This window comes from Psychrobacillus sp. INOP01, assembly GCF_018140925.1.
Lineage (GTDB): Bacteria > Bacillota > Bacilli > Bacillales_A > Planococcaceae > Psychrobacillus.
This window is the reverse complement of sequence record NZ_CP073315.1, coordinates 1,732,451-1,757,919: the sequence shown is the minus strand read 5'-3', so window position 1 is coordinate 1,757,919 and position 25,469 is coordinate 1,732,451. Positions and strand designations below refer to the sequence as shown.

General features: G+C 36.8%; 27 protein-coding genes. 15 read left to right on the top strand and 12 right to left on the bottom strand.

Annotation, left to right across the window (positions count from 1 at the left end; all coding sequences use genetic code 11):
* Positions 1-86: 86 nt before the first annotated feature.
* The 7 genes from KD050_RS08830 to KD050_RS08800 form a co-directional block, all read right to left on the bottom strand.
* Positions 87-530, bottom strand: a complete 444-nt coding sequence (locus KD050_RS08830) for a GNAT family N-acetyltransferase (RefSeq protein WP_370627225.1) — start codon at positions 528-530, stop codon at positions 87-89.
* Positions 531-835: 305 nt separating this feature from the next.
* On the bottom strand, positions 836-1,201 hold the full coding sequence (locus tag KD050_RS08825) for a hypothetical protein (protein WP_211895799.1): 366 nt from the start codon (positions 1,199-1,201) through the stop codon (positions 836-838).
* 672 nt (positions 1,202-1,873) lie between these two features.
* Positions 1,874-2,308 (bottom strand): universal stress protein, encoded by a 435-nt coding sequence (locus KD050_RS08820; protein WP_211895798.1) that lies wholly within the window; start codon positions 2,306-2,308, stop codon positions 1,874-1,876.
* Between the two features lie 33 nt (positions 2,309-2,341).
* On the bottom strand, positions 2,342-3,583 hold the full coding sequence (locus KD050_RS08815; RefSeq protein ID WP_211895797.1) for a CynX/NimT family MFS transporter: 1,242 nt from the start codon (positions 3,581-3,583) through the stop codon (positions 2,342-2,344).
* Positions 3,584-3,863: 280 nt separating this feature from the next.
* Positions 3,864-4,433, bottom strand: coding sequence for a helix-turn-helix domain-containing protein (locus tag KD050_RS08810; RefSeq protein WP_211895796.1), 570 nt, complete (start codon positions 4,431-4,433; stop codon positions 3,864-3,866).
* Between the two features lie 486 nt (positions 4,434-4,919).
* Positions 4,920-5,564 (bottom strand): GntR family transcriptional regulator, encoded by a 645-nt coding sequence (locus KD050_RS08805; protein WP_211895795.1) that lies wholly within the window; start codon positions 5,562-5,564, stop codon positions 4,920-4,922.
* An 87-nt stretch (positions 5,565-5,651) separates the two neighbouring features.
* On the bottom strand, positions 5,652-6,278 hold the full coding sequence (locus KD050_RS08800) for a YfbR-like 5'-deoxynucleotidase (protein ID WP_211895794.1): 627 nt from the start codon (positions 6,276-6,278) through the stop codon (positions 5,652-5,654).
* Positions 6,279-6,362: 84 nt separating this feature from the next.
* Between KD050_RS08800 and KD050_RS08795 the strand changes: the two genes are divergently transcribed.
* The 4 genes from KD050_RS08795 to KD050_RS08780 all read left to right on the top strand — a co-directional run bounded on the left by KD050_RS08795 (position 6,363) and on the right by KD050_RS08780 (position 8,952).
* Positions 6,363-6,821: a DinB family protein gene (locus KD050_RS08795; protein ID WP_211895793.1), complete on the top strand. Its 459-nt coding sequence runs from the start codon at positions 6,363-6,365 to the stop codon at positions 6,819-6,821.
* Positions 6,822-6,860: 39 nt separating this feature from the next.
* Positions 6,861-7,346: a TraR/DksA C4-type zinc finger protein gene (locus KD050_RS08790; RefSeq protein WP_211895792.1), complete on the top strand. Its 486-nt coding sequence runs from the start codon at positions 6,861-6,863 to the stop codon at positions 7,344-7,346.
* A gap of 160 nt (positions 7,347-7,506) precedes the next feature.
* Complete coding sequence (locus KD050_RS08785; protein WP_211895791.1) at positions 7,507-7,896, top strand: thiol-disulfide oxidoreductase DCC family protein; 390 nt, start codon at positions 7,507-7,509, stop codon at positions 7,894-7,896.
* Positions 7,897-7,959: 63 nt separating this feature from the next.
* Positions 7,960-8,952: an NAD(P)/FAD-dependent oxidoreductase gene (locus tag KD050_RS08780; RefSeq protein ID WP_211895790.1), complete on the top strand. Its 993-nt coding sequence runs from the start codon at positions 7,960-7,962 to the stop codon at positions 8,950-8,952.
* Between the two features lie 42 nt (positions 8,953-8,994).
* On the opposite strand, the gene KD050_RS08775 is transcribed toward KD050_RS08780, so the two are convergent.
* Positions 8,995-9,369, bottom strand: coding sequence for a nucleotide excision repair endonuclease (locus tag KD050_RS08775; RefSeq protein WP_090566171.1), 375 nt, complete (start codon positions 9,367-9,369; stop codon positions 8,995-8,997).
* A gap of 141 nt (positions 9,370-9,510) precedes the next feature.
* Here KD050_RS08775 and KD050_RS08770 point away from each other — a divergent pair, with 141 nt between their 5' ends.
* From KD050_RS08770 to KD050_RS08750, 5 genes are all read left to right on the top strand, one after another.
* Positions 9,511-10,011: a DinB family protein gene (locus KD050_RS08770; protein WP_211895789.1), complete on the top strand. Its 501-nt coding sequence runs from the start codon at positions 9,511-9,513 to the stop codon at positions 10,009-10,011.
* Between the two features lie 33 nt (positions 10,012-10,044).
* Positions 10,045-10,989, top strand: coding sequence for a dipeptidase (locus tag KD050_RS08765; protein ID WP_211895788.1), 945 nt, complete (start codon positions 10,045-10,047; stop codon positions 10,987-10,989).
* Between the two features lie 145 nt (positions 10,990-11,134).
* Positions 11,135-11,608, top strand: a complete 474-nt coding sequence (locus tag KD050_RS08760; RefSeq protein ID WP_211895787.1) for a hypothetical protein — start codon at positions 11,135-11,137, stop codon at positions 11,606-11,608.
* A 13-nt stretch (positions 11,609-11,621) separates the two neighbouring features.
* A complete protein-coding gene (locus KD050_RS08755) occupies positions 11,622-11,999 on the top strand; it encodes a DUF3221 domain-containing protein (RefSeq protein ID WP_211895786.1) in 378 nt (125 codons plus the stop codon).
* A 127-nt stretch (positions 12,000-12,126) separates the two neighbouring features.
* The gene (locus KD050_RS08750; RefSeq protein ID WP_211895785.1) at positions 12,127-13,299 is read left to right on the top strand and encodes an MFS transporter; all 1,173 of its coding nucleotides are present in this window, start codon (positions 12,127-12,129) and stop codon (positions 13,297-13,299) included.
* A gap of 427 nt (positions 13,300-13,726) precedes the next feature.
* Here KD050_RS08750 and ade read toward each other — a convergent pair whose 3' ends face one another.
* Positions 13,727-15,478, bottom strand: coding sequence for an adenine deaminase (gene ade / locus KD050_RS08745; RefSeq protein ID WP_211895784.1), 1,752 nt, complete (start codon positions 15,476-15,478; stop codon positions 13,727-13,729).
* 100 nt (positions 15,479-15,578) lie between these two features.
* On the opposite strand from ade, the gene KD050_RS08740 reads away from it, so the two are divergent.
* The gene (locus KD050_RS08740) at positions 15,579-16,619 is read left to right on the top strand and encodes a beta-carotene 15,15'-monooxygenase (protein WP_211895783.1); all 1,041 of its coding nucleotides are present in this window, start codon (positions 15,579-15,581) and stop codon (positions 16,617-16,619) included.
* Between the two features lie 57 nt (positions 16,620-16,676).
* Entirely contained in the window at positions 16,677-17,282 is a 606-nt protein-coding gene (locus KD050_RS08735; RefSeq protein ID WP_211895782.1) for an alpha/beta hydrolase, read from the top strand.
* A 160-nt stretch (positions 17,283-17,442) separates the two neighbouring features.
* On the opposite strand, the gene KD050_RS08730 is transcribed toward KD050_RS08735, so the two are convergent.
* Positions 17,443-19,572, bottom strand: a complete 2,130-nt coding sequence (locus KD050_RS08730) for an MMPL family transporter (RefSeq protein ID WP_211895781.1) — start codon at positions 19,570-19,572, stop codon at positions 17,443-17,445.
* 105 nt (positions 19,573-19,677) lie between these two features.
* Here KD050_RS08730 and KD050_RS08725 point away from each other — a divergent pair, with 105 nt between their 5' ends.
* Complete coding sequence (locus KD050_RS08725; RefSeq protein ID WP_211895780.1) at positions 19,678-20,310, top strand: pentapeptide repeat-containing protein; 633 nt, start codon at positions 19,678-19,680, stop codon at positions 20,308-20,310.
* 113 nt (positions 20,311-20,423) lie between these two features.
* Here the strand turns inward: KD050_RS08725 and KD050_RS08720 are convergent, their stop codons facing one another.
* Both KD050_RS08720 and KD050_RS08715 read right to left on the bottom strand, forming a co-directional pair.
* Complete coding sequence (locus KD050_RS08720) at positions 20,424-21,422, bottom strand: inorganic phosphate transporter (RefSeq protein WP_211895779.1); 999 nt, start codon at positions 21,420-21,422, stop codon at positions 20,424-20,426.
* Between the two features lie 12 nt (positions 21,423-21,434).
* On the bottom strand, positions 21,435-22,055 hold the full coding sequence (locus tag KD050_RS08715) for a DUF47 domain-containing protein (RefSeq protein WP_211895778.1): 621 nt from the start codon (positions 22,053-22,055) through the stop codon (positions 21,435-21,437).
* A gap of 242 nt (positions 22,056-22,297) precedes the next feature.
* Here KD050_RS08715 and KD050_RS08710 point away from each other — a divergent pair, with 242 nt between their 5' ends.
* The 3 genes from KD050_RS08710 (at position 22,298) to KD050_RS08700 (ending at position 25,466) form a co-directional block, all read left to right on the top strand.
* Positions 22,298-22,867, top strand: a complete 570-nt coding sequence (locus KD050_RS08710; protein WP_211895777.1) for an NfeD family protein — start codon at positions 22,298-22,300, stop codon at positions 22,865-22,867.
* Between the two features lie 19 nt (positions 22,868-22,886).
* Entirely contained in the window at positions 22,887-24,404 is a 1,518-nt protein-coding gene (locus tag KD050_RS08705; protein WP_211895776.1) for a flotillin lipid rafts scaffold protein FloT, read from the top strand.
* A gap of 126 nt (positions 24,405-24,530) precedes the next feature.
* Positions 24,531-25,466: an HD-GYP domain-containing protein gene (locus tag KD050_RS08700; RefSeq protein WP_211895775.1), complete on the top strand. Its 936-nt coding sequence runs from the start codon at positions 24,531-24,533 to the stop codon at positions 25,464-25,466.
* Positions 25,467-25,469: the final 3 nt, after the last annotated feature.

Genomic DNA, 25,469 nt, shown 5'->3' with positions numbered 1-25,469 from the left:
GTTGTGAAAACAACTCTTACATGGTCACCTTTTTTATTATTCAAGCCACTGTTTATACTCTGCTGGACATTCTTGCTCTATATGTCTTAATAATTAATTTTTTTTACGAGGTAATACTGCTGATTGTTCTTGTTAGGGTGATCTTCTATTACGCCAATTACATCATAACCGTACTTTTGATAGAAATTTGGGGCTTGAAAACTAAATGTATCCAGTTGAATGAGGTTACAATTATTCTCTCTTGCTATTTGCTCTATATTATCTAATAACTGTTTGCCATATCCATTTCCTCTTAAAGATTCATCAACCCATAAGAAATCTATATGTAAGTGATACCAAAAAATTGTACCTGTGATACCTCCTAATATTAACTCGTCTTCATTTCTAAGTATAAAACTAATATTTTTGATAGGGTGTTTAACTTCCTCTGGTAGTTTCCCGAGATTGTGTTCAATTACCTTTTTCCGAATATAATCACTGTCCTCTTGATTCCATTGCTGAGTTATTTTCATATGATTTCTCCTAACTATTTTATTATTATTTTTGCACTGTTAATAATAATAGCTTTCTGGGTTGCTTTTAGAGTAATCAGGAGCAGTGAAGTTTTGGCAGCCTACAAGAAATAGACAGGCTAGACAAATGATTGGTTTTTTCAATAAAATTCCTCCTATAGCAAAAAAAGCACGCATATCTCTAAGAGATATGCGTGCTTCGCGTTTGCAATTATTATAACATATTGTAAATGATATTTAATACCGTTTGATAAAATAACTATTAATTCTTTTGTTCACTAGACGTATCAACCTTTACTTATGATAATCTCGAATTTCTACCTTCATTTTCCGGTCGGAAAACTTACAATGTCAAATAGTTTATAGATTAAGTATAAACCACATAGCACCATAAATAAGGCTCCTATACCTTGGTTACGTTTTTGAATATTTCCATTAACAGCAGACAATTTTATTTTAGCAATAGCTAGCCAAATTATGCTCCAAAATGCTCCTGCAGCTATAAAAGCTATAAAGATTACATTAAGAACTTCGTCGAACCCTGAAAGCACACCTATTTCCTTAATACCTACTTTTTCGAATGCATCTTTAATACTTGCTGGGCCTGCTAATGTTTTCTTCGTCCCTACTATTACACTAAACAAAAACACTGCCGTAGCTGTAAACACACCTCTAATTTTCCTTTGCATGTATCTTCCTCCTAAATTTAATGGAAGCTTTTCCAATAAAACGAAAAAACCCCACACTATACACGAAAACATACACGCCAAAGACGTGTGTTCATGTAAGTGTGGGGTATTCCCATTCGGTCTGTTATTGAATTACTTTTATATTAGCGAATATATGGAAAAGATGCAAGACAACTTTACTCATAGTCCTTAATAAAGCGTGCTATTTCATTTTAAATTATTGAGTTAAACTAGGGAAATCTCTTGATTCAAGCATAAAATTTCCATAAAGAAATTTTATGCTAACGTCACACATCAATTGTGCAAGTTCCGTAGTCTACACTGCATCCGCACCCAGCTTTATCGAGTACATCCCAAATATTCAACAGCAGTTTGTGAAAACTCTTCGAGTGTTAGGTTTTTCATAAAGCTAAAAGGCCGATTAATTGGTCTTTTCTCTCTTTTGGTATTACCAAAATTATAGTTTTTTGATTATTTGTGAGTATCTATTAAATGTTGAATTTTTTCAGTTTTTTTTACCTGAAGATACAAACTCGTATACTTGTCAGCCAGTGATAACCTGGCTAACCTTATATTGCGAATAGGTACTTTAATGGAGGAATAGCTCCCGAAAACAATTCTACTTTGAATCTAGGGGATCTCCTAGATAGAAATTATCTAATCATTTTTTCATCAATGTACAATTAAGGCGGGACATTTTGATAACTGAGCGACCTTATGGCTGACACTACCAAGCATTAATTCCTTCATTCCACTAAGTCCACGGCTGCCAATGATAATAAGTTCCTGTTCATGTTCTTTGGCATATTCTAAAATTTGATGGGAAGGGTCTCCTTTAAGATGGATTGTTTTTATGGACATTCCCCCAGCAGATATTAGTTTGGTTTTGGCCATTTCCAGTATTCTTATACTCGACTTTTCCAATTCATTCAATACTTCCTCCAGATAATCCTCTGGGACATAGGTTAAACCCGTTGTTACATTTTCCTTACTAACATTCACTAGTGTTACATTAGATTTCTCGTTATTGGTAATATTCAACGTTGCTTCTAGTACTTTGCTATTCATATCGGATTCATCTATAGCGACAAGAATTTTATTAAACATATTCATTATCCTTTCATTCCAAAATTATATGTTTTACTGTTGGGCAGGACCTATATATCGCTCTCTGGCTGCACCAAGACCAAATATAAAGAGTAGGATCGATGCACCAACTAGTATTAAAAGTGGAATCGTCCAGCTATTAGTTGCATCATGTATAAAACCAAATAGGGTTGGGCCAACAGCCGCAAGCAGGTATCCAATCGATTGGGCCATACCGGATAATTCCGCAGCCTGTTGCGCATTCCTTGTGCGTAAGCCAAAAAACATCATGGATAGGCTAAATGCGAAGCCTCCTCCTATGCCTAGAGCGATGATCCACAAAACGATTAATTTCGAGCTACCGTATAGTAACCCAAACGTCCCGATTAAAAGTAAAATCGATGTAATAGTCACTAACGAACGTTGACCGGACATGCGTCCTGCAATGACCGGGACGATGAAAGTAAAAGGAAGAAGAGCTAACAGCATAACGGAAAGCATCAAGCCAGACTGACTCGAATTCAATCCCTGCTGCTTAAGAATTTCTGGCAGCCATGCAACAAGTACATAAAAGATCATGGATTGCAGTCCCATAAACAGGGTTACTTGCCACGCTAGTGCCGAACCCCACAAATTCACATGACTGTCAGCCGTTTTATTATGAATGGTATCCCTTTTCCCGTTACGATGTTTCATCTGTGGTAACCAAAATAAAATAGATATAAAGCTTAAAACGCCCCAAATTCCCAATGCACCTTTCCAGCCAAATCCCATTCCAAGAGCAATAGGAACACTTAAACCAGACGCTATTGCTCCAAATAAATTCATAGAAATGGAATACACACCCGTCATTAAGCCAATGCGTTCAGGAAATTCACGTTTGATCAGGCCAGGTAACAATACATTACCGACGGAGATAGCCAAACCAAGAACAGCCGTACCGATATATAAAGCAACAACCCCTGAAAGGGAACGTATAATAATACCAACAGTCAGAAAGACAATGGAACCAAAAATAATTCGTTCCACCCCAAGTTTTTGTCCCAATTTAGGTACAATAGGTGAAAGAAGCGCAAAAGCTAATAATGGCAGCGTGGTAACCATTCCTGCCAGTGTATTTGAAATATTCATATCATCCTTGATAAGACCAACTATTGGTCCTACTGAGGTCAAAGGGGCCCGTAAGTTAGCAGCAATAAATACAATACCAACAATCATTATCCAAACGGCAGATTTGCCAACAGTTGAAATGGCTCCTTTATTCTCCTTTTTAATTTCTTGGTCCATTGAACTCATCCTATTTCCTCCTAGCTTTTTGAAAAACTCATATATTGTAGTTTGTTCATTATGATTTACTGTAAAGATGAATGATATAAGAAAGAACAATATTATCATAACAAACCATATTCGGTATATTATAATATATCATTAACTAAGTAATGAATACTATAATATATTTATTTGAGTTTGTCTATCCTTAAATAGAGAACTGTTTTAAACAAAGTAAAAAAATGCCCCAATCCATTAGGTGGATTGAAGCATTCCCTGTATCAGGATAAGCTAGGAGAAAAGAAATTTAGATTCCGTATTTCAATATGATATGGAGAACAACAACATCGTTGGTATGATTAGCATATGAATGTGTGCCATCTGTAGAAAAACTAATCGAATCATATTGATTCAAGATATATGACTCATTATTAACATTAATTGTAATTGTTCCGGACATGATAGTTGCAAGTTCAGTTGTATTATGATGATGTTTTTCCGGATGGTAGGAGCTATTTGGCTGTAAATAAGCACGGTACATTTCCATATCATTATTTGTATTTTGAAAAATTGGCTCAATTGCCCAGTTATTTCCGTCCCCAACAATTCTTAGCCCTTCCCCGGCCCGAGACAGATTCACATTATTTTCAGTTGAGAATAAAGCCATAAGTGGTATGGATAAGCTTTTTGAGATTTTCCATAACATCCCTATTGTTGGATTTGTTTCTCCGCGTTCTATATTTCCTAGCGTAAGCTTACTCACACCCGATAATTCTGATAAATCTTCAAGACTTAAACGCTTTTCTTTACGAAGTTTTTTTAGTACTGCTCCTACTTGTAAAACAACTTGTTTTGGATCCTCAGTTTCTAAATTCATTTTAAGCCACCCTTTGCAATATCATGGGAAAATATAAAGTAAAATAATTTTTTTTCATATTATAGTGGATAAAATAATAATAAACAAACCAACTTATATATTATAATATACAAAAAGGATAATTACATCTAATAAAGTATGCCCCCTGCAACGCTTTTCTTACTATTCTACTGTATGGGTACTGTTAAGAAATTGAAATTCTCAACAATAGACCCTAACCCAATGAATCAACGGCTTATGATAATTAGATTTATTTTATCCAAATAAGTATTTTCTTGTGGGCAGGCAAAAGCTTTACCTTGTAAAGTTTAACTTCTCGTAATGAAACAATGGAGAATGGATGTGATGATATGCCTCAGGTCAAGATTGTGATGATTGACGATGTCATTTATGTAAAAAAGGGAGATACTATCCGTCATTTACTTAAGGTGTTTATGGATCATCGGATTGGCAGTTCCATTCCTCTTAGTCTACTTTTCTTCTTTTTTAAAATTCTTCGATTGTATAGATCCAATTTGCGCGCATTACTTCTGCTAGTTCCTTGGTGTTTTTTTCGCGGAATGCACGAATTAGATTCTGGTGTTGCTCAACAGAATATTCTCGTAAGACAATTTTTTCATAATAAAACAGTCTACGTACATGTGCTTGAAGCATTTCTACCATGGAATGTATGTATGGATTATTGGCAGTATCAACAATGAGTTGATGAAATTCTTCATCTACTCTTAGGGCTGTAGTAAATTCCTTTGCTTGTAGAGCCTCGGAGAATTCTCTATTCTTGTCTTCTAATAGACTAAGAACTTCTTCATCCATATTAGGACTCGCAAGCTCTGCTGCAAGCGCTTGCAATACTGCTAATGGTGGCAAGAGATTATTAATATCCTCTTTTTCTACTGGTGTGACTTGGGTTGCTCTCCCTGGTTGCATCGTTACAAAGCCTTGAGACTCCAAAAGTTGTAAGGATTCTCGAATTGGCGTTCTACTTACCCCTAAAGCTTGTGCAAGTTCGATATCGTTTAACTTCTCATCTGGTTGTAAAGTACCGTCGATAATCCACTGTTGTAGCTGGTTGAAAGCATGTAGCTTAGCGGTTGTACGAACAGGTTTAGTGTGATTTACTGGAATAGGCATAAAACGATTCCCCCCTTTCAATTATCTTAATAATTCAACAATATTATACAGTAATTATACAATATATCGCACAGAATTGGAAAAAATTTATTCTACTAGTAATTGTACGGTAATAGATTTCACATCAATGACGGATTGCTCTTTCATAATTTCTTGCATAATAACTTCTTTAAAATAGTTTATACTAGTTTCTAATGGGATATGAAGAATCTTTCTTAAAGCTGTTTCATACATATTCACAAATTCAATATCGGTATTTCCACGTTGTAATTCAGCAAAAGCTTCATATACTTGATCCAATTTATCAGCTAACTCAAGTAAACGGCCCTCAATAGTATCGTCTTTTCCTTCTTTCATTCGGTCAAAAAATACAGGTTGAAATTCTTTTGGAATCTCATCCAATATGAATTTCTCCATCATCTTTTCTTCTACATGAGTTAGCATTTGTTTAAGCTCAGGAGATGCATGCTTAACTGGTGTTTTAATGTCGCCAATAAAAATTTCTGCGAAGTCATGATTGATCGTTTTTTCGTAAAGTGATTTCCAATTAATCGTTGCGCCATTATTCTCTTCAAGTGTTGCAAAAAACATAGCGTATTGAGAAACTTTCCATGAATGAGCGGCTACATTATGCTCTTCAAATTTAAAACGTCCAGGACATCGGATAATTCTTTCTAAATCGTTCATGCTCATAAAAAATTTATGTATACCCATTAACAACCACTCCCTTAATATTAATCATACTGGAAAAACAAAAAAATACCATACTAAAACACTCTGAATGGAAGGTGAGATAAAATGATTCCCTCTATGATAAACCAATTAGCTTATATCTCAGATACAATAACCCAGTTATTTGATTATATAGACGAAAAGGTACTTTCTAAACATCCTATTGAAAATAAAATGTCTGTTTGGGAGGTTTGTATGCACATTGCACAAATTCCTCAGGCAGATTTACTTATTTGCAAAGGATATAACGCAGATCAAATGCAACTATATTATGAAGAAAGTAAACCAGTCAATATACAGGCAGCTAAAGAACAATTTTTGGAAGGTATTCAAAGGGTTATGAAGCATATAGAGCAACTTACGGAAGACACACTCTCGAAGGAATTTACAACCTATTGGGGGAGTGAGTATCGTACTGGAGAGTGGTTCCTTCAAATCATGAATCACTTAGTTCATCATCGTATGCAGTTATATTCGTATTTAGTTATATTAAACAGAGATGTGCAAGTTGTTTTATTTCGCTGATTTTTGGGTAATCCTTAAGTAACCCAAGGAGGAATTTAAATGACAAAATACGATAAATTAAAAAATACATTAGAAAAGCGTTTTGAAGAGTTAGAACACCAAAAACAAAATGAAGAAGAGTTTGAAACTACTGAGTTATCCAACTATGACAATCATCCTGCGGATAATGCGACGGATTTAACTGATAAGCATACTCGTCTAGCATTAAATAGACATTTTGATGAGGAAATGGAAGATATTGAAAAAGCGTTGGCGGCTATTAAGGACGGTACATACGGAAAATGTGCAGAATGTGGGGAAGAAATTCCGCTTGCTCGTTTACAAGCTGTTCCTACTGCACTGACATGTGTAGAACATGCTCATCAAGAGGTCAATGAAGATATTCGTCCGGTAGAAGAATCGCTCTTAAATTCTACTACAGATCAGCCGGTGGAAGATGAAGACGATAGACTTCGTGATTATTCCAACAGCTTTGAGGTACTAGAAGAAGTTGGTTCTTCTGATACACCACAAGACAAACAATGAATAAGGGATGTCCGATAAGTTCTTATGGACTTTAGGGCATCTTTTTTGTTTTAAGAGTGAAATAATAAGTTCATTCAACTAAAAAGATAAAATAATTAGAAAACTGATTAAGCGCTTTTCAGAAGTGATTATAGTACACTAGGGGAAAGGAGTGGATCCTATGCCAGCTATCATTTTGTTTGATGGAGAATGCAATTTTTGTGATGCAAGTGTGCAGTTTATTATTAAACGAGATCCCAAAGGCTACTTCCAGTTTGCAGCACAGCAAAGTGATATCGGGTTAACGCTCAAACGTCAATATGCTGTACATGACACTTTGGATAGTATATTAGTTATTGACCAACATAAGGTGTATAACTCATCGGATGCTGCACTCCATATTAGCAAACATTTAAATGGGCTTTGGAGCTTTTTATATATGCTAAGAGTAATTCCTAAGTCTATTCGTGATGTGGTATATAAATTTATAGCAAAAAATCGTTATGCATGGTTTGGGAAAAAAGATAGCTGTATGATTCCATCTCCTGAAATACGAAATCGTTTCCTGTAACAATGTATCATTGTATGTTGTGCATCAGATAATATAGATATAAATAGTATGAGGTGAAATGGTATGGATAGTGAATTATACGATGTGACGATTATTGGTGGTGGTCCAACAGGGCTGTTCGCTTCGTTTTATGGAGGATTACGTGATTTAAAAGTGAAGATTATCGATAGCCTTCCACAGCTAGGCGGACAATTGATGGAGCTCTATCCTGATAAATATATTTATGATATTGGTGGTCTTCCGAAAATTTTAGCAAAAGATTTAGTAGCGAATTTAGAAGAGCAGGCTGCCTATAGTAATCCGACCATTTGCTTAGAGGAAACAGCAATATCGCTCGAGAAACTGCCGGATTATTTTGCGCTAACAACGGATAAGAATGTGCATTATTCCAAAACAATTCTACTTACTTCTGGGATTGGCTCCTTTCAACCGCGTAAGTTAAATGTTCCAGGAGCTACTGATTATGAAGGGAAAAAACTTCATTATAAAGTAAAAAGTTTGGAGGATTTCAGAAATTCAGATGTACTTGTATTAGGTGGAGGAGATTCTGCACTCGACTGGTCCTTAATGTTAGAGGATGTTGCTTCGAACGTGACCATTTGTCATCGAAAAGAGCAGTTTACAGCCCATGAAATGACCATTCAACAGCTTCAAAACTCTGCTGTAAAGATAAAAACACCATATGGAATAAAAGAAGTAATAGGTGATGGTGAAAAAATTCAAGAAGTCGTGATTGTCGGTAAAGATAAAACAGAAGAAAGAATCGCAGTAGACCATATTTTAGTGAACTACGGAAACGTTGCCTCTCTTGGACCTTTAAAGGAATGGGGTCTGGAAATGGAGAAAAACTCAGTTGTAGTCAATGAAAAAATGGAAACAAGTGTAGAAGGAATATATGCTGCTGGTGATGTATGTACGCATGCTGGGAAAGTAAAATTGATAGCAGTAGGATTTGGAGAGGTTCCAATTGCTATCAGCCATATTAAAGCATTCATAGATCCAAAAGCACGTGTACAACCAAAGCACAGTACAAGTATTTTTGAAGAAGTAAAATAAAAAAATCCCATGTCCTCTTTTAGGAGAGCATGGGATTTCATCTTATCTAAAAAATGCTTTGTCGATATTATATTTTGCTTTTTGTGTGTTGATTGCATATGTTTCGTAAATTTCACGATCCATTGCCTCTTCAACAATACAAACGCTGATTTTGTACACTTCATCACGATGTTTAATCATCGGTGAGACATTGTCTTCAAAGTGTTTTTTAATACGTTGTCTAATTTTACGAGCTTTACCAACGAATAAAAGTTCATCATTCTTATTGTAGAAAAAGAAAATGCCACCTTTATCACGAGGGATTTGATGAAAGTCGATAAATCCATGAATTGCTGGAATTTCTATTTCGCCTTCTTTTAGTACTTGTTCACGTTGTGTGATGGTTACTGTTGGTTTAGGTAATTCAATTTTAATCATTCGCTCACGTCCTCTTATTGTCTATTCTTTACTATATCAGAACTGGTCAGCAATATCTATTCGAAAGGTATTTTGTTGATAGCAGGATTATTTAAAACAAATGACGAAATTAATGACATAATACAATTTGGAGGAATGAACATGATTAGAAACCTAGAAGATTTTTTAACTGATTGGCAGCACGAAAGTGATTCAACTCTTAAAATTTTAGAAGCATTGACAGATGAGTCATTACAGCAAAGAGTGTCAGAAGAAGGTCGCACCCTTGGTAAACTTGCATGGCATCTCGTTACAAGTATAGATGAAATGATAGGGAGAACTGGATTGCAATTTTCCGCAACACCACATGAAGCTACTCAGCCATTAAAGACGAAAGAAATGGTGGAATCCTATAAACAGTCTAGTGATTCTATTGTTAAGGCCATGAAAGAACAATGGACGGATGAAAGCCTTTTAGAAGAAAAAGATATGTACGGAGAACTATGGACAGTTGCGACCGTATTGCAAACCTTAATCTATCATCAAATACATCACCGTGGGCAGATGACGATACTTATGCGACAAGCCGGATTACCGGTTCCGGGAGTGTATGGACCGTCAAAGGACGAATGGTTGGCATTTGGTGAAGAAGCACCGGAGTGATTCTAGAACCGGACAAGATTTTAGGAGGATAAGATGAAAGTTTATGATTTACACTGTGATGTACTTTACAAATTAGCGAAGGCGGAGAATACTATTTCATTTGACAATTCTCCAAAACTTCAAGCAAGTAAAAAAGCATTGGAGACTGGAGAAATAGCACTTCAAGTGTTCGCTGTATTTGTTTCAGAAGGTTTTCCTAAAGAACAGTTATTCTTGGAGGCAATTCGTCAGATTGAGTTTTTCCACACGGTAATTGTGGGGAAGGATGACAATATTATCCCTATATATGAATGGGAGCAACTTGGATCACTAAAAAAAGGACAAATTGGAGCCGTCTTATCACTGGAAGGGCTTGATATGATAGATGGAGATATGCATAAGCTGAAGCTATTACTTTCTCATGGAGTGAAATTAGTCGGTCTTACTTGGAATGGAGCAAACAAAGTAGCAGATGGGTCTTCAGAAGAATCTGGTACTGGGTTAACGCCATTTGGAGAAGAGGTCGTCTCTTTGTTGAACGAGCAAAATATAATTGTTGATGTGTCTCATTTGAGTGAACAATCTTTTTGGGATGTTCTTCCTAAAGCAAAATGGCTGATGGCAAGCCATTCCAATGCAAAGGCTCTATGCGGATCTGCAAGAAACTTAACCGACAATCAGATTAAAGCATTAATCGCTAAAAATAGTCCTATCCATGTTGTATATTATCCACCATTCATAGATGATACAAAACAGTCAGTAGAGATACAGGACCTGGTAAAACATATTGAGCATATCTTTTCTCTTGGTGGTAAGCACCTAATAGGTTTAGGTTCTGACTTTGATGGGATTAGTGAATTTGTATTAGGTTTGGAGGATGCATCCAAAACACAAAATATAGTAAGAGAATTATTAGAAAGCTATACAATGGAAGAAGTTGAAGGGTTCACATCACAAAATTTTGAACGATTCGTGATGCGAATTAGTAAGGAGGCATAAATTTGGGGAGCTTACCAGATTGGTTTTTTGCAGTAGCTATTGCAGTTGTTATTTGTTTCATTATTTTAGCGGAATGGTGGACGCGAAGAGGGTAAAGAGTGTGCTATACTAGGTAAATGAAAAAACGTATAGAAAGAGGAATTACATGCTAACATTTGAAGAAAAAGAAACAATTATTCAAGAATTTACGGAGCTTACTCGTAAAGAAGTATCGATGAAACGAGTAAATTATCATTACGAAAAGAGTTTATATGAAAAAACAACTGTTATTTATCACCTCCATCCGAATGGAAATGGCTTTGTTTATGTAGGAGATCTTCCTCAATATGAAGCAGCTGACGATAAAGGACTATTGAATATTCGTGAAACTTCTGCTGATGAACTTAGAACGATTATAAAAGACTCAATTGCTTATCTTTCAACAGAGGAAGAAGAGCTACAGGATGAAGAAGTAGAAGAAGTTTGGAAAAACAAAGAAGACTCTAAGTTAACACTTTTACAAGAAGATACACTATGGAATATCTATCACGGGTATAACTTAGAAGAAAGCTTTGGGTCTTATAGTGAAGCAAAAACTTATCTTTTAGAAGAAGGCTTTCGCCTAGATAGCAAAAGATAAGGAGGTTCCTATTATGAAGGGGAAGTATACGGTAGGAGTATTGATCTCTATTGTATTAATTGCAATTGGAGCGAGCTTTTATTTTATAATGCAGTTTTTTGAAGATAATCCTACTCAACCGCAACAACCAACAGGTTACATAGAGGGAGTTATTATTGACACCAAAGATACATCTATTTTAGTAATTGGTGGTTTATCGGTTGATGAGGTAAAAAATATGTCGGTGGAAGAAGCGTTAGAAGCTGGTAAAGATGCTGCTTGGTTTTCCTTGACCATGGATCAGCGTAATCGATTAAAGTTACATGATGAAGTGAAGGTTGGGTATACCACACTTGAAGAATCATATCCTGCTCAAGGAATAGCTAAGACGGTTGAAAAGATAAATGAATAAATAAGTAAAAAGAAGCTATCTGCCACCAGTTTCCAAAGGTGTAAGGTAGCTTTGTTGTTTACTTCCGCAGATAAAACATGTTAACCTATTGCTTATGTATTAGTATTGTGGAAGAAAGAGGTTTGAGATGACGAAGGATCAACGAAAGAAATTATTTATATTAATGATTAATATGTTTATTGCTATTGCGAGTTTTGGGATTATTATTCCTATTTTACCTGCCTATTTAAAATCTATTGATCAGGGTGGAGTAGCAGCAGGTCTAATAATATCTATATTTGCTGGAGCACAGCTAGTGATGTCTCCGATTGCAGGGAAATGGGCAGATAAATACGGGAGAAGAATTATGATTATCGCTGGTCTTAGCGGTCTTGCTTTATCCATGTTTGTATTTTATTTCTCGGATTCTATCGGAATCTTGTATGTTTCTCGTGCCATTGGCGGAGTCGGTGCGGCGTTATTAGTGCCAGCCATTTTTGCGTATGTGGCAGATATCACTTCAATGGATCAGCGTGCAAAAGGAAATAGTTTAATATCTGCTGCAATGTCCTTAGGTATAGTAGTAGGACCTGGAATTGGTGGATTTTTGGCGGAAATCAGTTTGAAAATGCCTCTTCTAGTTTCTGCTTTAGTTGGAGTTGTTGCAGTTGTCTTTTCCACTCTGGTACTGAAGGAAAGCAAGCCAGCAGACGTAAATACACCTGAGAGTAAATCAGAACCTATGGTAAAAGAGATAGCGCAATCATTTAAAAAGCCTTACTTCATCCCACTTGTTATTACATTAGTGATGAGCTTTGGATTACTTGCTTACGAATCGGTGCTTGGACTTTTTGTTGACGATCAGTTCGGCGCATCTCCACAGGATATTGCCTGGATGATCACGGCAACAGGAATTGTGAGTGTAATTATCCAATTGTTTGTGGTTGATAAAGTTGTTCGACGTTTCGGTGAAGCGAATGTGTTGAGAATCTTTTTAGGTGTAGCCGCTTTTGGTTTCCTTCTTTCAATCTTAATATCAAGCTATGCATTTTTCTTTGTCATTACGATGATTATTTTCCTGTCGACTTCTATTTTACGTCCAGTGCTGACAACATTAATCTCTAAATTAGCTGGAAATGAGCAAGGATTTGCGATGGGTATGAACAATGCCTATATGAGTATAGGAAATGTTTTGGGACCTTTGCTTGCCGGGGTATTATATGATGTAAATATTATTTATCCGTTCATTTTAGGCCTAGTTGTATTAGTGATTACAACAGTTGGTTCTATCATTTGGAGGGGTACAAAGAAAATAGCTTAAGAAAAGCTGCTCCAGGATATGGAGCAGCTTTTTTATGTTTAAGAAAGTATATTTAATAATACTGCTGATTTCGGTTTCAGGTGGACGCTTTCCGCGGGGTGAACGATGAGCCATCACCGCCGCTCCGCGTTCGTTGTGATGGCTCATCTGTCTCACTCATCCCGCTGGAGTCGCCACCTTCCACTACAATCAATATGGGGGAGCGCAGAGCGGCGACTCCAGTGGGAATAGCGCGAGCTGAAGATCTTGGACTGAGCGTAGCGAAAATCTTTTTTGCTACGAGCTTGCGCAGGAGCAAAGGAAGCGGCTGAAGCCATGCCCACGGAAAGCGTCCGCTCTAAGCGGAAATAAACGGCATATCTAAGTTTCTGTTCTTAGAGGACCGGGTGTTTTTTGCCCGGTTTTTTTTATGTTTAATTGGTAAACATTAATCTACTTGAATCGGGATATGTTTGAACTCGACGACATCGAAAAGTCCGCTATCAGTCAGCTTTAGTTCAGGTATTACCGGAAGACTTACGAAAGATAATGTTAAGAATAAGTGGAAATCCAAATCTGGATGAAGTATATGAAGAGCTTCATGCAGTTTCTTTAATTCCAGTGCTGTTTCTTTAGCTGGAAGATCTGTCATTAAGCCAGCAATAGGTAAAGCAAGGGAGGCCAGAATCTTTCCTTCATGAACGATAACGAATCCGCCTTGAATTCGTTCTAATTCCTGGCTGGCTATTAACATATCCTCATCATTCGTGCCTAAGACGATGAGATTATGTGAATCATGTGCGATGGTAGTCGCAATGGCACCTTGCTTCAAACCGAAGCCGTGTACAATTCCAAGTCCTATTGTTCCGAGAGAGTGATGGCGTTCAATAACAGCAAGCTTAAGTAAATCCTGCTTCACACTTGTTGTGAATAGCCCGTTTACCATTGGGACTTTCATTACTTTTTTCTTTGTAGTAATTTGGTTTGGCATAACCTCCATAACATTAGCCGTTCCGTCATTGGTAAAAGGAATGGCAAAAGAATCTGTCGATAAATTAGGCAGTTTTACTGTATTAGTTAGGTCAGTGGATGGCTCCTGTCTATCGTATACCTTCATAAGCATTTCTTGATGTTGTGCTACTTTGACCCCATTTTTCCAAACGGCAATAGCTTTTAAATCTTCTAAGCTTTCAACTAGTAAGAAATCGGCTATAAAGCCAGGTGCAAGAGCTCCTCTATCGGTTAGCTGGTAACATTCAGCTGCGTTAAGTGTCGCTAACTGAATAGCTTGGAGAGGCTCCATTCCTTCCTTTATAGCTAGGTGGATAGCGTGATTGATACTTCCTTCCTCAAGAAGTTCATCTAAATGCTTGTCATCTGTACAAAATAAGAATCGGCGAGCGTTATGAGTATTAACTGCAGGTAGTAAGTCCCGTACATTTTTCGCTGCAGAGCCTTCTCTCATCAAGACATACATTCCTTGAGAAACTCTGTCTAATGCCTCGTCGGATGTAACGCATTCATGATCTGTTTGAATACCTGCTGCTCGGTATCCTCTAATTTGCTCCGAGTTAAGTCCAGAGCCATGACCATCAATTATTACCTTCGCATCCATGGCCATTTTTAGTTTGTCCATCATATTAGACTCCGCAAATAGTACAGCGGGGAAGTCCATTACTTCTGCAAGCCCTAGAACTGCATCATTTTCAAGGAAGGGGTGCAAGTCACTTGCCTGAAGAATGGCACCTGCATGCTCCATAGGAGTTGCGGGGACGCTGGATGGAAGCATCACATGAATATCCATTTCACTATTTGATGCATCATCAAGCATAAATTGAATCCCTTCCGATCCAGCTACATTTGCTATCTCATGCGGGTCCGTAATAACTGTTGTAATACCGTGTGGGAGTAATATACGACTGAATTCGGCAGGAGTTACCATGGAAGACTCTATATGAATATGTCCGTCTATTAATCCGGGAATGACATACTTTCCTTCTGCATCTTCTTCGAGCACTGCTTCATAATTTCCTGTAGCATCAATTGCAACAATCATGCCATCCGAAACTACTATGTCTGCCTTTACCCATCTCAGTGAAAACACATCTGCAACAGTAGCATTTCGAAGGATAAAATCTGCAGATTGTTTTTGTTGTGAAACAAGAATCCTTTTCTCAAGTTGCTCTTTTTCTATAGTCATTAAATTGTACTCCTTTTTTGAATAGTTCTACATATTATACTGGTGTTCAGTAAAAACAGGAAGTTATAATATGGTTAGGACAAATAAAGGAGGAAATTTTATGGTTTATCGTAAAACCAAGTATGCAAATATAGCGATTGCTTTACTTTTCCTAGTTCTTTCCACCAACTTTTTAATCTATCAATCCTCTGTACAGGATTATTTATCGCTGCAACTAAATAATGGTGCTGTAGTAGGCTCGCTAATCGATTTAGCTATTATCGTTCCACTTTTAATGTATGTAGCCTTTAAATTATCTATCAAGCAAACAATTGGAATAATCGTGGCAGGTCTAGTAATAGCGAGAATATTCATACCTAACGAATTGTTCTCTCCATTTACTGGAATATTTTACGCGGGCATCGTATTAGAGATGCTATTAATAGTCGCAGAAATTACATTAATCTTTTTAGTCATTTGGAAAATACCCAAAATTCGATTACAAATGAAACAAGTGAATGAGGGAGCATTATTCAGTTTACTCCCATCGGTTGAAAAAGTAGTGACTAAAAATATATTAATTCGGGTTGTGATGTCCGAATTTCTAATGATGTATTATGCATTTTTTTCATGGAATAAGAAAGCTCCTAATCATGAAGGTGTTGTAACAATGCATAAAAAAACAAGTGCAATTGCCATCCATATGATGCTTATTCATGCAATTCTCATCGAAACAATTGGGCTACATTGGTGGTTGCATGATAAATCCCTTGTCCTATCAATAATATTATTAATATTAAATATATACTCGGTGTTCTTCTTTATGGCAGAAATTCAAATTATGAAATTACATCCAATGGAAGTTAAAAACGGAAAGTTGTATATTTCACAGGGTCTTAGCACCAGAATTATTGTTCCGCTTAACTTGATTAATGAAGTAAACTGGGGAGCAAAAGTTCCAAATAAGAATACGGTACAATTTGTATATAAAGATTTTGAACCTGTTGAACCGCAGGCAATTATACACCTTAGTAGACCAGTTGAGGCGACAATGTTTATGGGGATGAAAAAAAGTATAACCGAATTTGCTATTCGTGTGGATGAGCCGGAGCGATTAAAACTCATTCTCTCAAATGAAGGAGATACTAAACATTTGACCTAGAAATAAGCATCCGTTATAATTATCTCAAATTCAAGATAATTGAAAGGGAGTTATAGCATGAACCATGTTTTTTATAAAGGTGAGGATTCTTCGAGACCGACACTATTACTTTTACACGGAACAGGTGGAAATGAGCATGACTTAGTAGGTCTCGGAAAAGAAATAGATGCAGCCGCTAATATTTTGAGTGTGCGCGGAAATGTTTTAGAAAATGGAATGCCACGATTCTTTAAACGTTTAGCAGAAGGGGTCTTTGATCTAGAAGATTTACAGCTTAGAACCGAGGAATTGAAAAGTTTCATCGATGAAGCTGCAGGAAAATATGAATTTGACCGAGATAATGTAGTAGCTATTGGTTACTCGAATGGTGCTAATATTGCAGGAAATCTTTTATTTGAATATGAAAATGTACTGAAGGGTGCAGTTTTACATCACCCAATGGTTCCAAGACGGGGTGTAGATTTACCGGATATGCCAAAAACTCCTGTATTCATCGGAGCTGGTAAAAATGATCAGATGTGTCCAGCTGTAGAATCAGAGGATCTACAGGACTTGCTGCAAGGAGCGGGAGCAGAGGTAGAGCTTTACTGGCATGCATATGGTCACCAATTAACTCAAGATGAAGTGCAAGCAGCAAAACAATGGTACCAGTCGAAATTCTAAAAAACAAAGCCAAGCAGACTCGCTCTGCTTGGCTTGTTGCATGTTTGGAGAGATATTAGACCTTTTGTCCTTCAAAATTTATGGAGAAATTGTCCGTATAGCAAGTAATAGACAGTTGAAAGCAATTAAAAATCTCTCTTCACCTCTTGCGCATGACAAATTAATGTAGCTTTTTCGCTTTATAAGGCCCCTTTCTAAAAGGAAGCCACCAGTTCCATTTACCGAAAAGCTTCATCAAACTTGGAACGAGCAATAATCTAATGATAGATGCATCAATTGCTACGGCAATCGCAATACCAACACCAATCTGTTTAACAGGCATTACCTCCGTAAACGCAAAGGCTCCCGTAATAACAATCATGATTAAGGCTGCTGATGTAATGATTTTACTTGTTGAAGTTAAACCATCAACAGTTGCTAATGTATTATTTTGGTGTTTTAAATATTCCTCTTGTATACGAGATATTAAAAATACCTCATAGTCCATACTTAACCCAAATACGAGACTAAACACAATAACGGGAATGATTAATGCAATCGTAGTTTCTTCAATTCCAAAATGTCCATATTGGAATATATATACGAGAATTCCAAAAGTGGAAGCTAGACCGATAATGTTCATAATAATTGCTTTCAATGGTATTAGTATAGAACGGAACGCAATCATTAAAATGATAAAAGTAGAGCCTAAAATAATTGCTAATAACCACCCTACTTTGTTGAATATTTCATCAAAAATTTCTTGATTGAATTTAGGTTGGCCACCTAGCTTAAAGTCGACGCCTAAATCTTTTTCTGACCATTCTCGTACCCAGTCTTGTGCCTCATCGGAAGAGCCGTTTAAATTTAGGGTTACTGGTACTAGTAATTTATTGTCTTGAACAAATGTATCAAATAAAGGTGATAGTTGAGCTTCGACTTCTGGCATTATTAAGCTTTGTTCCCATTGCTCTACGGTTGGAATCTCACTTGCTGTGAATATTGTATCAACCGACATGACATCATCATCTGCGAGTAACTTATCTTCTATGTTTTTTATGTCTTCTAAGCCAGCGGTGTTATCCCAGCCATCTGAACGCTCTGCAATCATATATACAGTAGATTGCTCCCCTAGGCCAAACTGTTGATCCATCAGTTCATACGCTTGTCTAGAATCATAAGATTCTGGTAGGGAATCCACCTGGGGAATAGTCAATTCCATATTTTTTACTGGTATTATCCCAATTCCTAAAATAATTAATGCAACAAGGACCAATGTCACAGGACGTTTCATAACAAATGAGGCAAAGTTTCGCCATCTAGTTGTAGCACCTGGTTTTACACGAATGATAGTCCATTTGTTTATACGATCCTTTAAAAGCATTAATAGAGCGGGGAGTAAAGTAATAGACGAAAGTACTGCAATCGTCACGACGAGCATTCCACCTAGTGCAATGTTTTGGAATATCTCGACTTGCATAACAAGCATTGCCCCTAGACCTATAAATACACATATTGCAGAGAATATGATGGATCGTCCGGCTGTTTGAATAGCAGTTTGTACAGATTCTACTATCGAATGCTTTGCAAGCTCTTCTTTATAGCGATTGATGAGTAACAGAGCAAAATCGATACTTAATGCCAATCCAAGCATCGGAATAATGTTCATAACAAAAATCGACAAATCCATCGTCTCACTGAATAAAGTCATCACTCCGAAAGCGGAAACCACGGTTACAATTCCTATGGCAAGTGGGATAAACGCTGCAACGACACTACCAAATGCAAGTAGTAATACGATAATAGCTATCGGTAAGCCAATTGCTTCTGCACTAGCTAAGTCCTTTTGACTCGCACTATTAATGTCTTTGTTAATAGCCGCACCACCGGTTAACGTAACTCCTTGCTCTCCATCAATAGCCTCTCTGATGTCATCAACTGCACCTGTCATATCAGCATCGGAGTCGAAGTGGAGCATGGCATAGGCTACATGATCTTTATATAAAGAGTCATCCTCTAAAGGAGATTGAATAGACTCTGCAAGATTTAGCTGTTCTATCTCATTTAATGTGTCTTTGATCGTACTATTGGAGGTTTGATCAAAAACAACAAATAGGGACTCCGCTGGAAAATCAAATGTTTTCGTTAATTCCTCCATAACCTCTGCATGTTCCCCGTCTGTACTAAACCCGTCACCTTCTAATAGACCGGGTAAACGAATAGCCAATACAGCTAAAGCTGCAAACAAAAGTAACCAAATACCCAATATTACCTTATAGTGACGTGTCACTATTTTGGACAAGCCTGTCATGAAATTCCTCCTCAAATAAAACCTAGTTACATTGTAAAGCAAACAGAGACTAAAATACTAATATAATGATAGAATATGAAGAGCAATTCCACAGGAGGGATTTCATTGAAGGTAGCAGCACCGAAAATATCAAAATCATTGCAAGAGCTTGATGTACGAAAAGCACTTTTAGAAGATTATTATGTATCAGATGGACTGGTTACTAAGCTAGAGTTAGATGAGGAGCAAGAAGATAAAATCATTTTTGATCAAATACATTTTCAAGATATCTCCATGGAAGGTGTCCGTTTTCACCAAGTAGAATTTGTTGACTGTATTTTTGAAAAATGTGACCTATCCAATGTCGATTTTGGGAATGCGGTATTCCATCGCGTAGAAATTCAGAGTTCGAAGCTAGTAGGAGCAAATATATCCCAAAGTCGGATGACTGATGTGAAAATAGTCGATACTGTTGCGAACTATGTGAGTTTAAGCTTTTCTAAATTGAAAAAGGTCACTTTCACTAAAACTGCATTCAACCGTGGGGATATTATAGATGCCACATTTGATAAAGTGAATTTTGAAGGCTGTGAATTAAATGAAGCGAATTTCACAGGAACAGCTTTAAATGGAGTAGACTTAAGCACGAATACGTATGAACAACTAACCGTATCATTAGATAAAATGCAAGATTGCACGGTATCTACAGAACAAGCGATTGGCTTTGCAAAATCACTTGGTTTAAAGATAAAAGAATAGGGTGCATACGAGAGAGATTCGCTGCTCTACGAGAGAGCCACATCACTGTAAAAACATAGGTACCCATCAAAAAAAGATCCCTTGTCCTAAAAGACAAGGGATCAATCATTTTATTAAAAGAATAAATTTAGTACTTGGAATATAATACCCGCCATAACAGCAGAAATTGGTAAAGTGATAATCCACGTTAAGACAATTTTCTTAGCGACTCCCCATTTAACACCTTTAACACGTTGCGCTGATCCAACCCCCATAATAGCGGAAGAAATAACATGTGTAGTGGAAACCGGTAAATGAATAGTAGTAGCACCGAAAATAATCATTGCAGAAGACAAGTCAGCAGCTGCCCCGTTAATAGGACGTATTTTCATAATTTTACCACCAACGGTTTTTATGATTTTATACCCACCAATAGAAGTACCTAGACCCATAGCAGTAGCTGCAGCTATACGAACCCATAATTGAATATCGTCATTTGTTTGCCATTCTGCTGCGATTAAAGCCATTGTAATAATACCCATCGCTTTTTGCGCGTCGTTTGTACCATGCGTAAAGGATTGAAGGGCGGCTGTACCAATTTGGAATATACGAAACCTCTTGTTTGTCCCATATAAACTTCCGTTTTTAAATATAACTTTAAATAATGACATCATTAAGAAGCCGACAGCAAGCGCTAAAAATGGTGAAATAAGTAACGCTTGAATGATTTTAATGAAACCTTGCCAGTTTAAAATTGCAAAACCTGCCGATGACACTGCTGCTCCAGCAATAGAGCCGATCAACGTGTGAGATGAACTGGAAGGAATACCAAAGTACCATGTGACTAAGTTCCAAATAATCGCGGAGAGTAATGCAGCTAAAATGATTAGCGATCCATTTTGCAAGGCAAAAGGATCTACAATATCTTTTGTAATTGTTTTAGCTACCCCGGTAAATGTTAAGGCACCAACAAAGTTCATTATTGCTGCCATTAGTACAGCCACTCTAGGCTTTAGAGCTCTTGTTGAAACGGATGTAGCAATGGCATTCGCTGTATCATGAAACCCATTGATAAAGTCAAATGCAAGAGCAAAGACTACTACTAGAATGGTTAATATAAATACTGTTTCCATAAGCGTATACTCCTACGCGTTTCGCATAATAATTGTTTCCAACGTATTTGCTACGTTTTGGCAATAATCAGCGATTTCTTCTAATTGTTCATATATATCTTTAAATTGAATAATGCGAATTGGGTCTTTTTCATTCAAAAACAACTGTTTGATAGATGAACGAAGCACCTCATCACATTTTCTTTCGTAATCTTTAATAAGTATAGAATGTTCATGCATTTTCAGAAGCTTTTTGCTTGCTAGAAGCTCCATTGCTTTAACAATCTCATCTGTGCTTTTCACAATATAACCTAAGAATGTGCGCATCGATTCATCAATTTCGACCAATGAAAACATTTCCAGGTGAGCCGTAAAATTATCAATACCATCCAAAATGTCATCCATACGAATGGCAAGTTCAAGGATATCTTCACGTTCAATTGGAGTCATAAAGGATTTATTTAACATAACGATCAATTCATGTATTAATGTATCTCCTGCTGTTTCGTAATTTTTTAAATGCACGCTGATTTCCTTTAAATCTGCAACTGTATTAATACGGAAATCATCTGCATAATGAGCGCTATCACGGACGTTTTCGGCAATTTTTAATAGAGATACGAAAAATGGATCTGGTTTTTTTGAACTAATCATAAAAGCCTCCTGGACTTAATTAATATGTTTACTTTTTCCTCAAATAGCATACCAAAAAATTTACTAAATCAACACACTTTTTACTCTAGATTCGCCAAATTTACAATACTGTAACATTATAGCTCAAAAATAGAACAAATAAGCGCGTTTTTTGTCGAAAAAAGGCGATTTTTGTCAGAATTTATAGAATTTAAATGTAATTAAAGCGATGAATTATATTGTCTTTGGAAAAAAGGAAATATATGAAACTTTCTGAAAGTATTTCCGTATATACTACTAAGATTACTTTTTCGTGGGAAGGGGTGAGTGAAATAGAACAGGTCTTTTTATATGGATTAATCGGTATAGGTTTAATCACTATTTTGTATGTGTTATTTGCTGATGCGATCGATGGGATGGATAGTGGGATTTTCAACCCGACAACGATTCTTTCCTTCTTACTATTTATATGTGCATCCGGTTTTATCCTATTAAAACTAACAGAATGGGACGAGAAAATTGTCATTATGGCAGCTCTCATTATTTCTAGCATATTAACTTTTTTACTGTACTTCTTTATATTAGTTCCGCTAGCATCAGCAGAGGTTTCCACAGCATATACAAACGAGTCTCTACAAGGCCAAGTTGGAAGAGTCATAGTTCCGATACCATCGGATGGGTTTGGAGAAATAGTAATAGAAACGGTAAGTGGAGTAATTTCTAAAAGAGCAGCAGGCTATGACAATGAAGAAATTGAGTACGATAAACAGGTACTCATCATAGATTTTGATAATGGAACTTTTTTAGTAAAAGAATACTTACCATTAGTATAGATAAAAGGGGGAAATAGAAATGCAGATGGAAATGTTGATAGTTATTGGAATAGTAGTGTTTGTTATAGTTGCAATTTTAGCTGTTTTTATTACGAAATATCGTACGGTAGGACCAGATGAGGCATTGATTGTAACAGGGAGCTATTTAGGCTCTAAGAATGTACACACAGACGAATCTGGTAACCGTATTAAAATTATTCGTGGTGGCGGTACATTCATATTTCCAGTGTTCCAACAAGCTGAACCGCTTAGTCTACTTTCTAGTAAATTAGAAGTTACTACACCTGAAGTATATACTGAACAAGGTGTTCCTGTAATGGCGGACGGAACGGCAATTATTAAAATTGGCGGTTCTATATCGGAAATTGCTACTGCAGCCGAACAATTTTTAGGTAAATCAAAGGCGGATCGTGAAAACGAAGCGAAGGAAGTATTAGAAGGTCATCTACGTTCTATCTTAGGCTCCATGACCGTAGAGGAAATTTACAAAAATCGAGACAAATTCTCGCAGGAAGTACAACGTGTAGCATCTCAGGATTTAGCGAAAATGGGATTAATCATTGTATCTTTTACTATTAAAGATGTACGTGATAAAAACGGATATTTGGACTCACTAGGGAAGCCGAGAATTGCACAGGTTAAGCGTGATGCGGATATCGCAACTGCAGAGGCAGAAAAAGAAACACGTATCAAACGTGCAGAAGCCTCTAAAGATGCACAGAGAGCTGAAATCGAAAGAGCTACAGAAATTGCTGAAGCGGAAAAAGATAACCAGCTGAAGGTTGCGGAATATCGCCGTGAGCAAGACATTGCTAAAGCTCGTGCCGACCAAGCGTATGAACTAGAAACTGCACGGTCAAAGCAAGAAGTAACCGAGCAAGAAATGCAAATTCAAATTATTGAACGTCAAAAACAAATAGAGCTAGAAGAAAAAGAGATTCTACGTCGCGAGAAGCAATATGACTCAGAGGTGAAGAAAAAAGCCGATGCAGATCGTTATGCAATTGAACAAAATGCAGAAGCTTCTAAGTCACGTGAGATAGCAGAGGCAGATGCAGAGAAGTATCGGATTGAAGCTAAAGCAAAAGCTGATGCAGAGAAGGTTCGTTTAGATGGTCAAGCAAAAGCAGATTCACAACGAGCACAAGGGGAATCAGAGGCAGATGTTATTCGACTTAAAGGTCTTGCAGAAGCAGAAGCAAAACGTAAGATAGCTGAAGCTTTTGAAATGTATGGTCAAGCGGCTGTTCTTGATATGATTGTTCAGATGCTTCCTGAATACGCTAAACAAATTGCAAGTCCACTTTCAAATATCGACAAAATTACGGTTGTTGACACTGGTAGCGGAGAAGGTGGAGGGGCCAATAAAGTCACCTCTTATGCAACGAACTTGATGTCTACACTTCAAGAAACGTTAAAGGCATCCTCCGGTATCGATGTGAAGGAAATGCTAGAAAGCTATGCTGGTAAAGGGAATATACGCCCAAGTATTGAGCGATTAACGGAAGAGATAATAAGTGTAAATGAAACTCCATAATGTTATAAGGCAAAAAACCTATGAAAATGTTCATAGGTTCTTTTTATTATGTTTCATTTAAGTTAATTGAATTGTATAATAAAAGCAAATAAAGCTGAATGTTGTCATAGGTATGGGGGATGAAATATGCTAACAGTTGAACAGATAAAGGATATACGTATGAAAGCATATCTACCAAGAGTATTTACAGATCAATCAGTTACTACATACCTTGGAAGTGCAGAAAATATTTCTTACTCTTTATACACATTGTTTCCTAATACAACTACTTGGGTCTATTATAACTCAATTAATTCTGCTGATTTTGTGGAGCGTTATACTATTTTAAATGGTGTCTTAGAAATAGATTCGGATGGCCAAAAGTTGACACTGCATCGAGGTGATGTAATTGATGTAAATGAGTGCAGTGGGATCATCACTTGTAATACAGAATCTCACGTGGAGATTTTATTTGAAATGACTTCTTCGAAATTTGAGGAAAACTTTTTAGAGCGTGAGATAATTCAACGAGATTCTAAGCGAATTCAAGAAGTGGACGGGTATACTTATCATCATTGCTCGCGAATCCGTGATTATTCTATAGAATTATGGAAAAGAATGAGACCAGGTGGTCAAGGAGTTGCTATTCTTTCGATGGGTTCTTATTTTCATGATATCGGTAAACTAGCAATACCTATAGAAATATTGAACAAAACGGGTAAACTAACTGACGATGAATGGAAAGTCATTAAAATGCATACAACTTTAGGTGCAGAGATGATGCGTAATCATGAAATAGAACGAATACGCAAAGCCGCTTTTATTGTAGAAGAACATCATGAAAGGTATGATGGAAAAGGATATCCTTATGGCTTAAATGGAAATGAAATTTCTATAGAAGCTTCAATTGTCTCAGTAGTGGATGCGTTCGATGCAATGACTACGAATCGAGTCTACCGTAAGGCGATGACAATTGAGGAGGCCATTCAAGAGATGAAAGATGGAAAAGGCACTCAATTTCACCCGGAGGTAGTGGATGAATTTTTGGCCATGCTAGAAGAGAAACAAAATAAATGGATTTAAAAG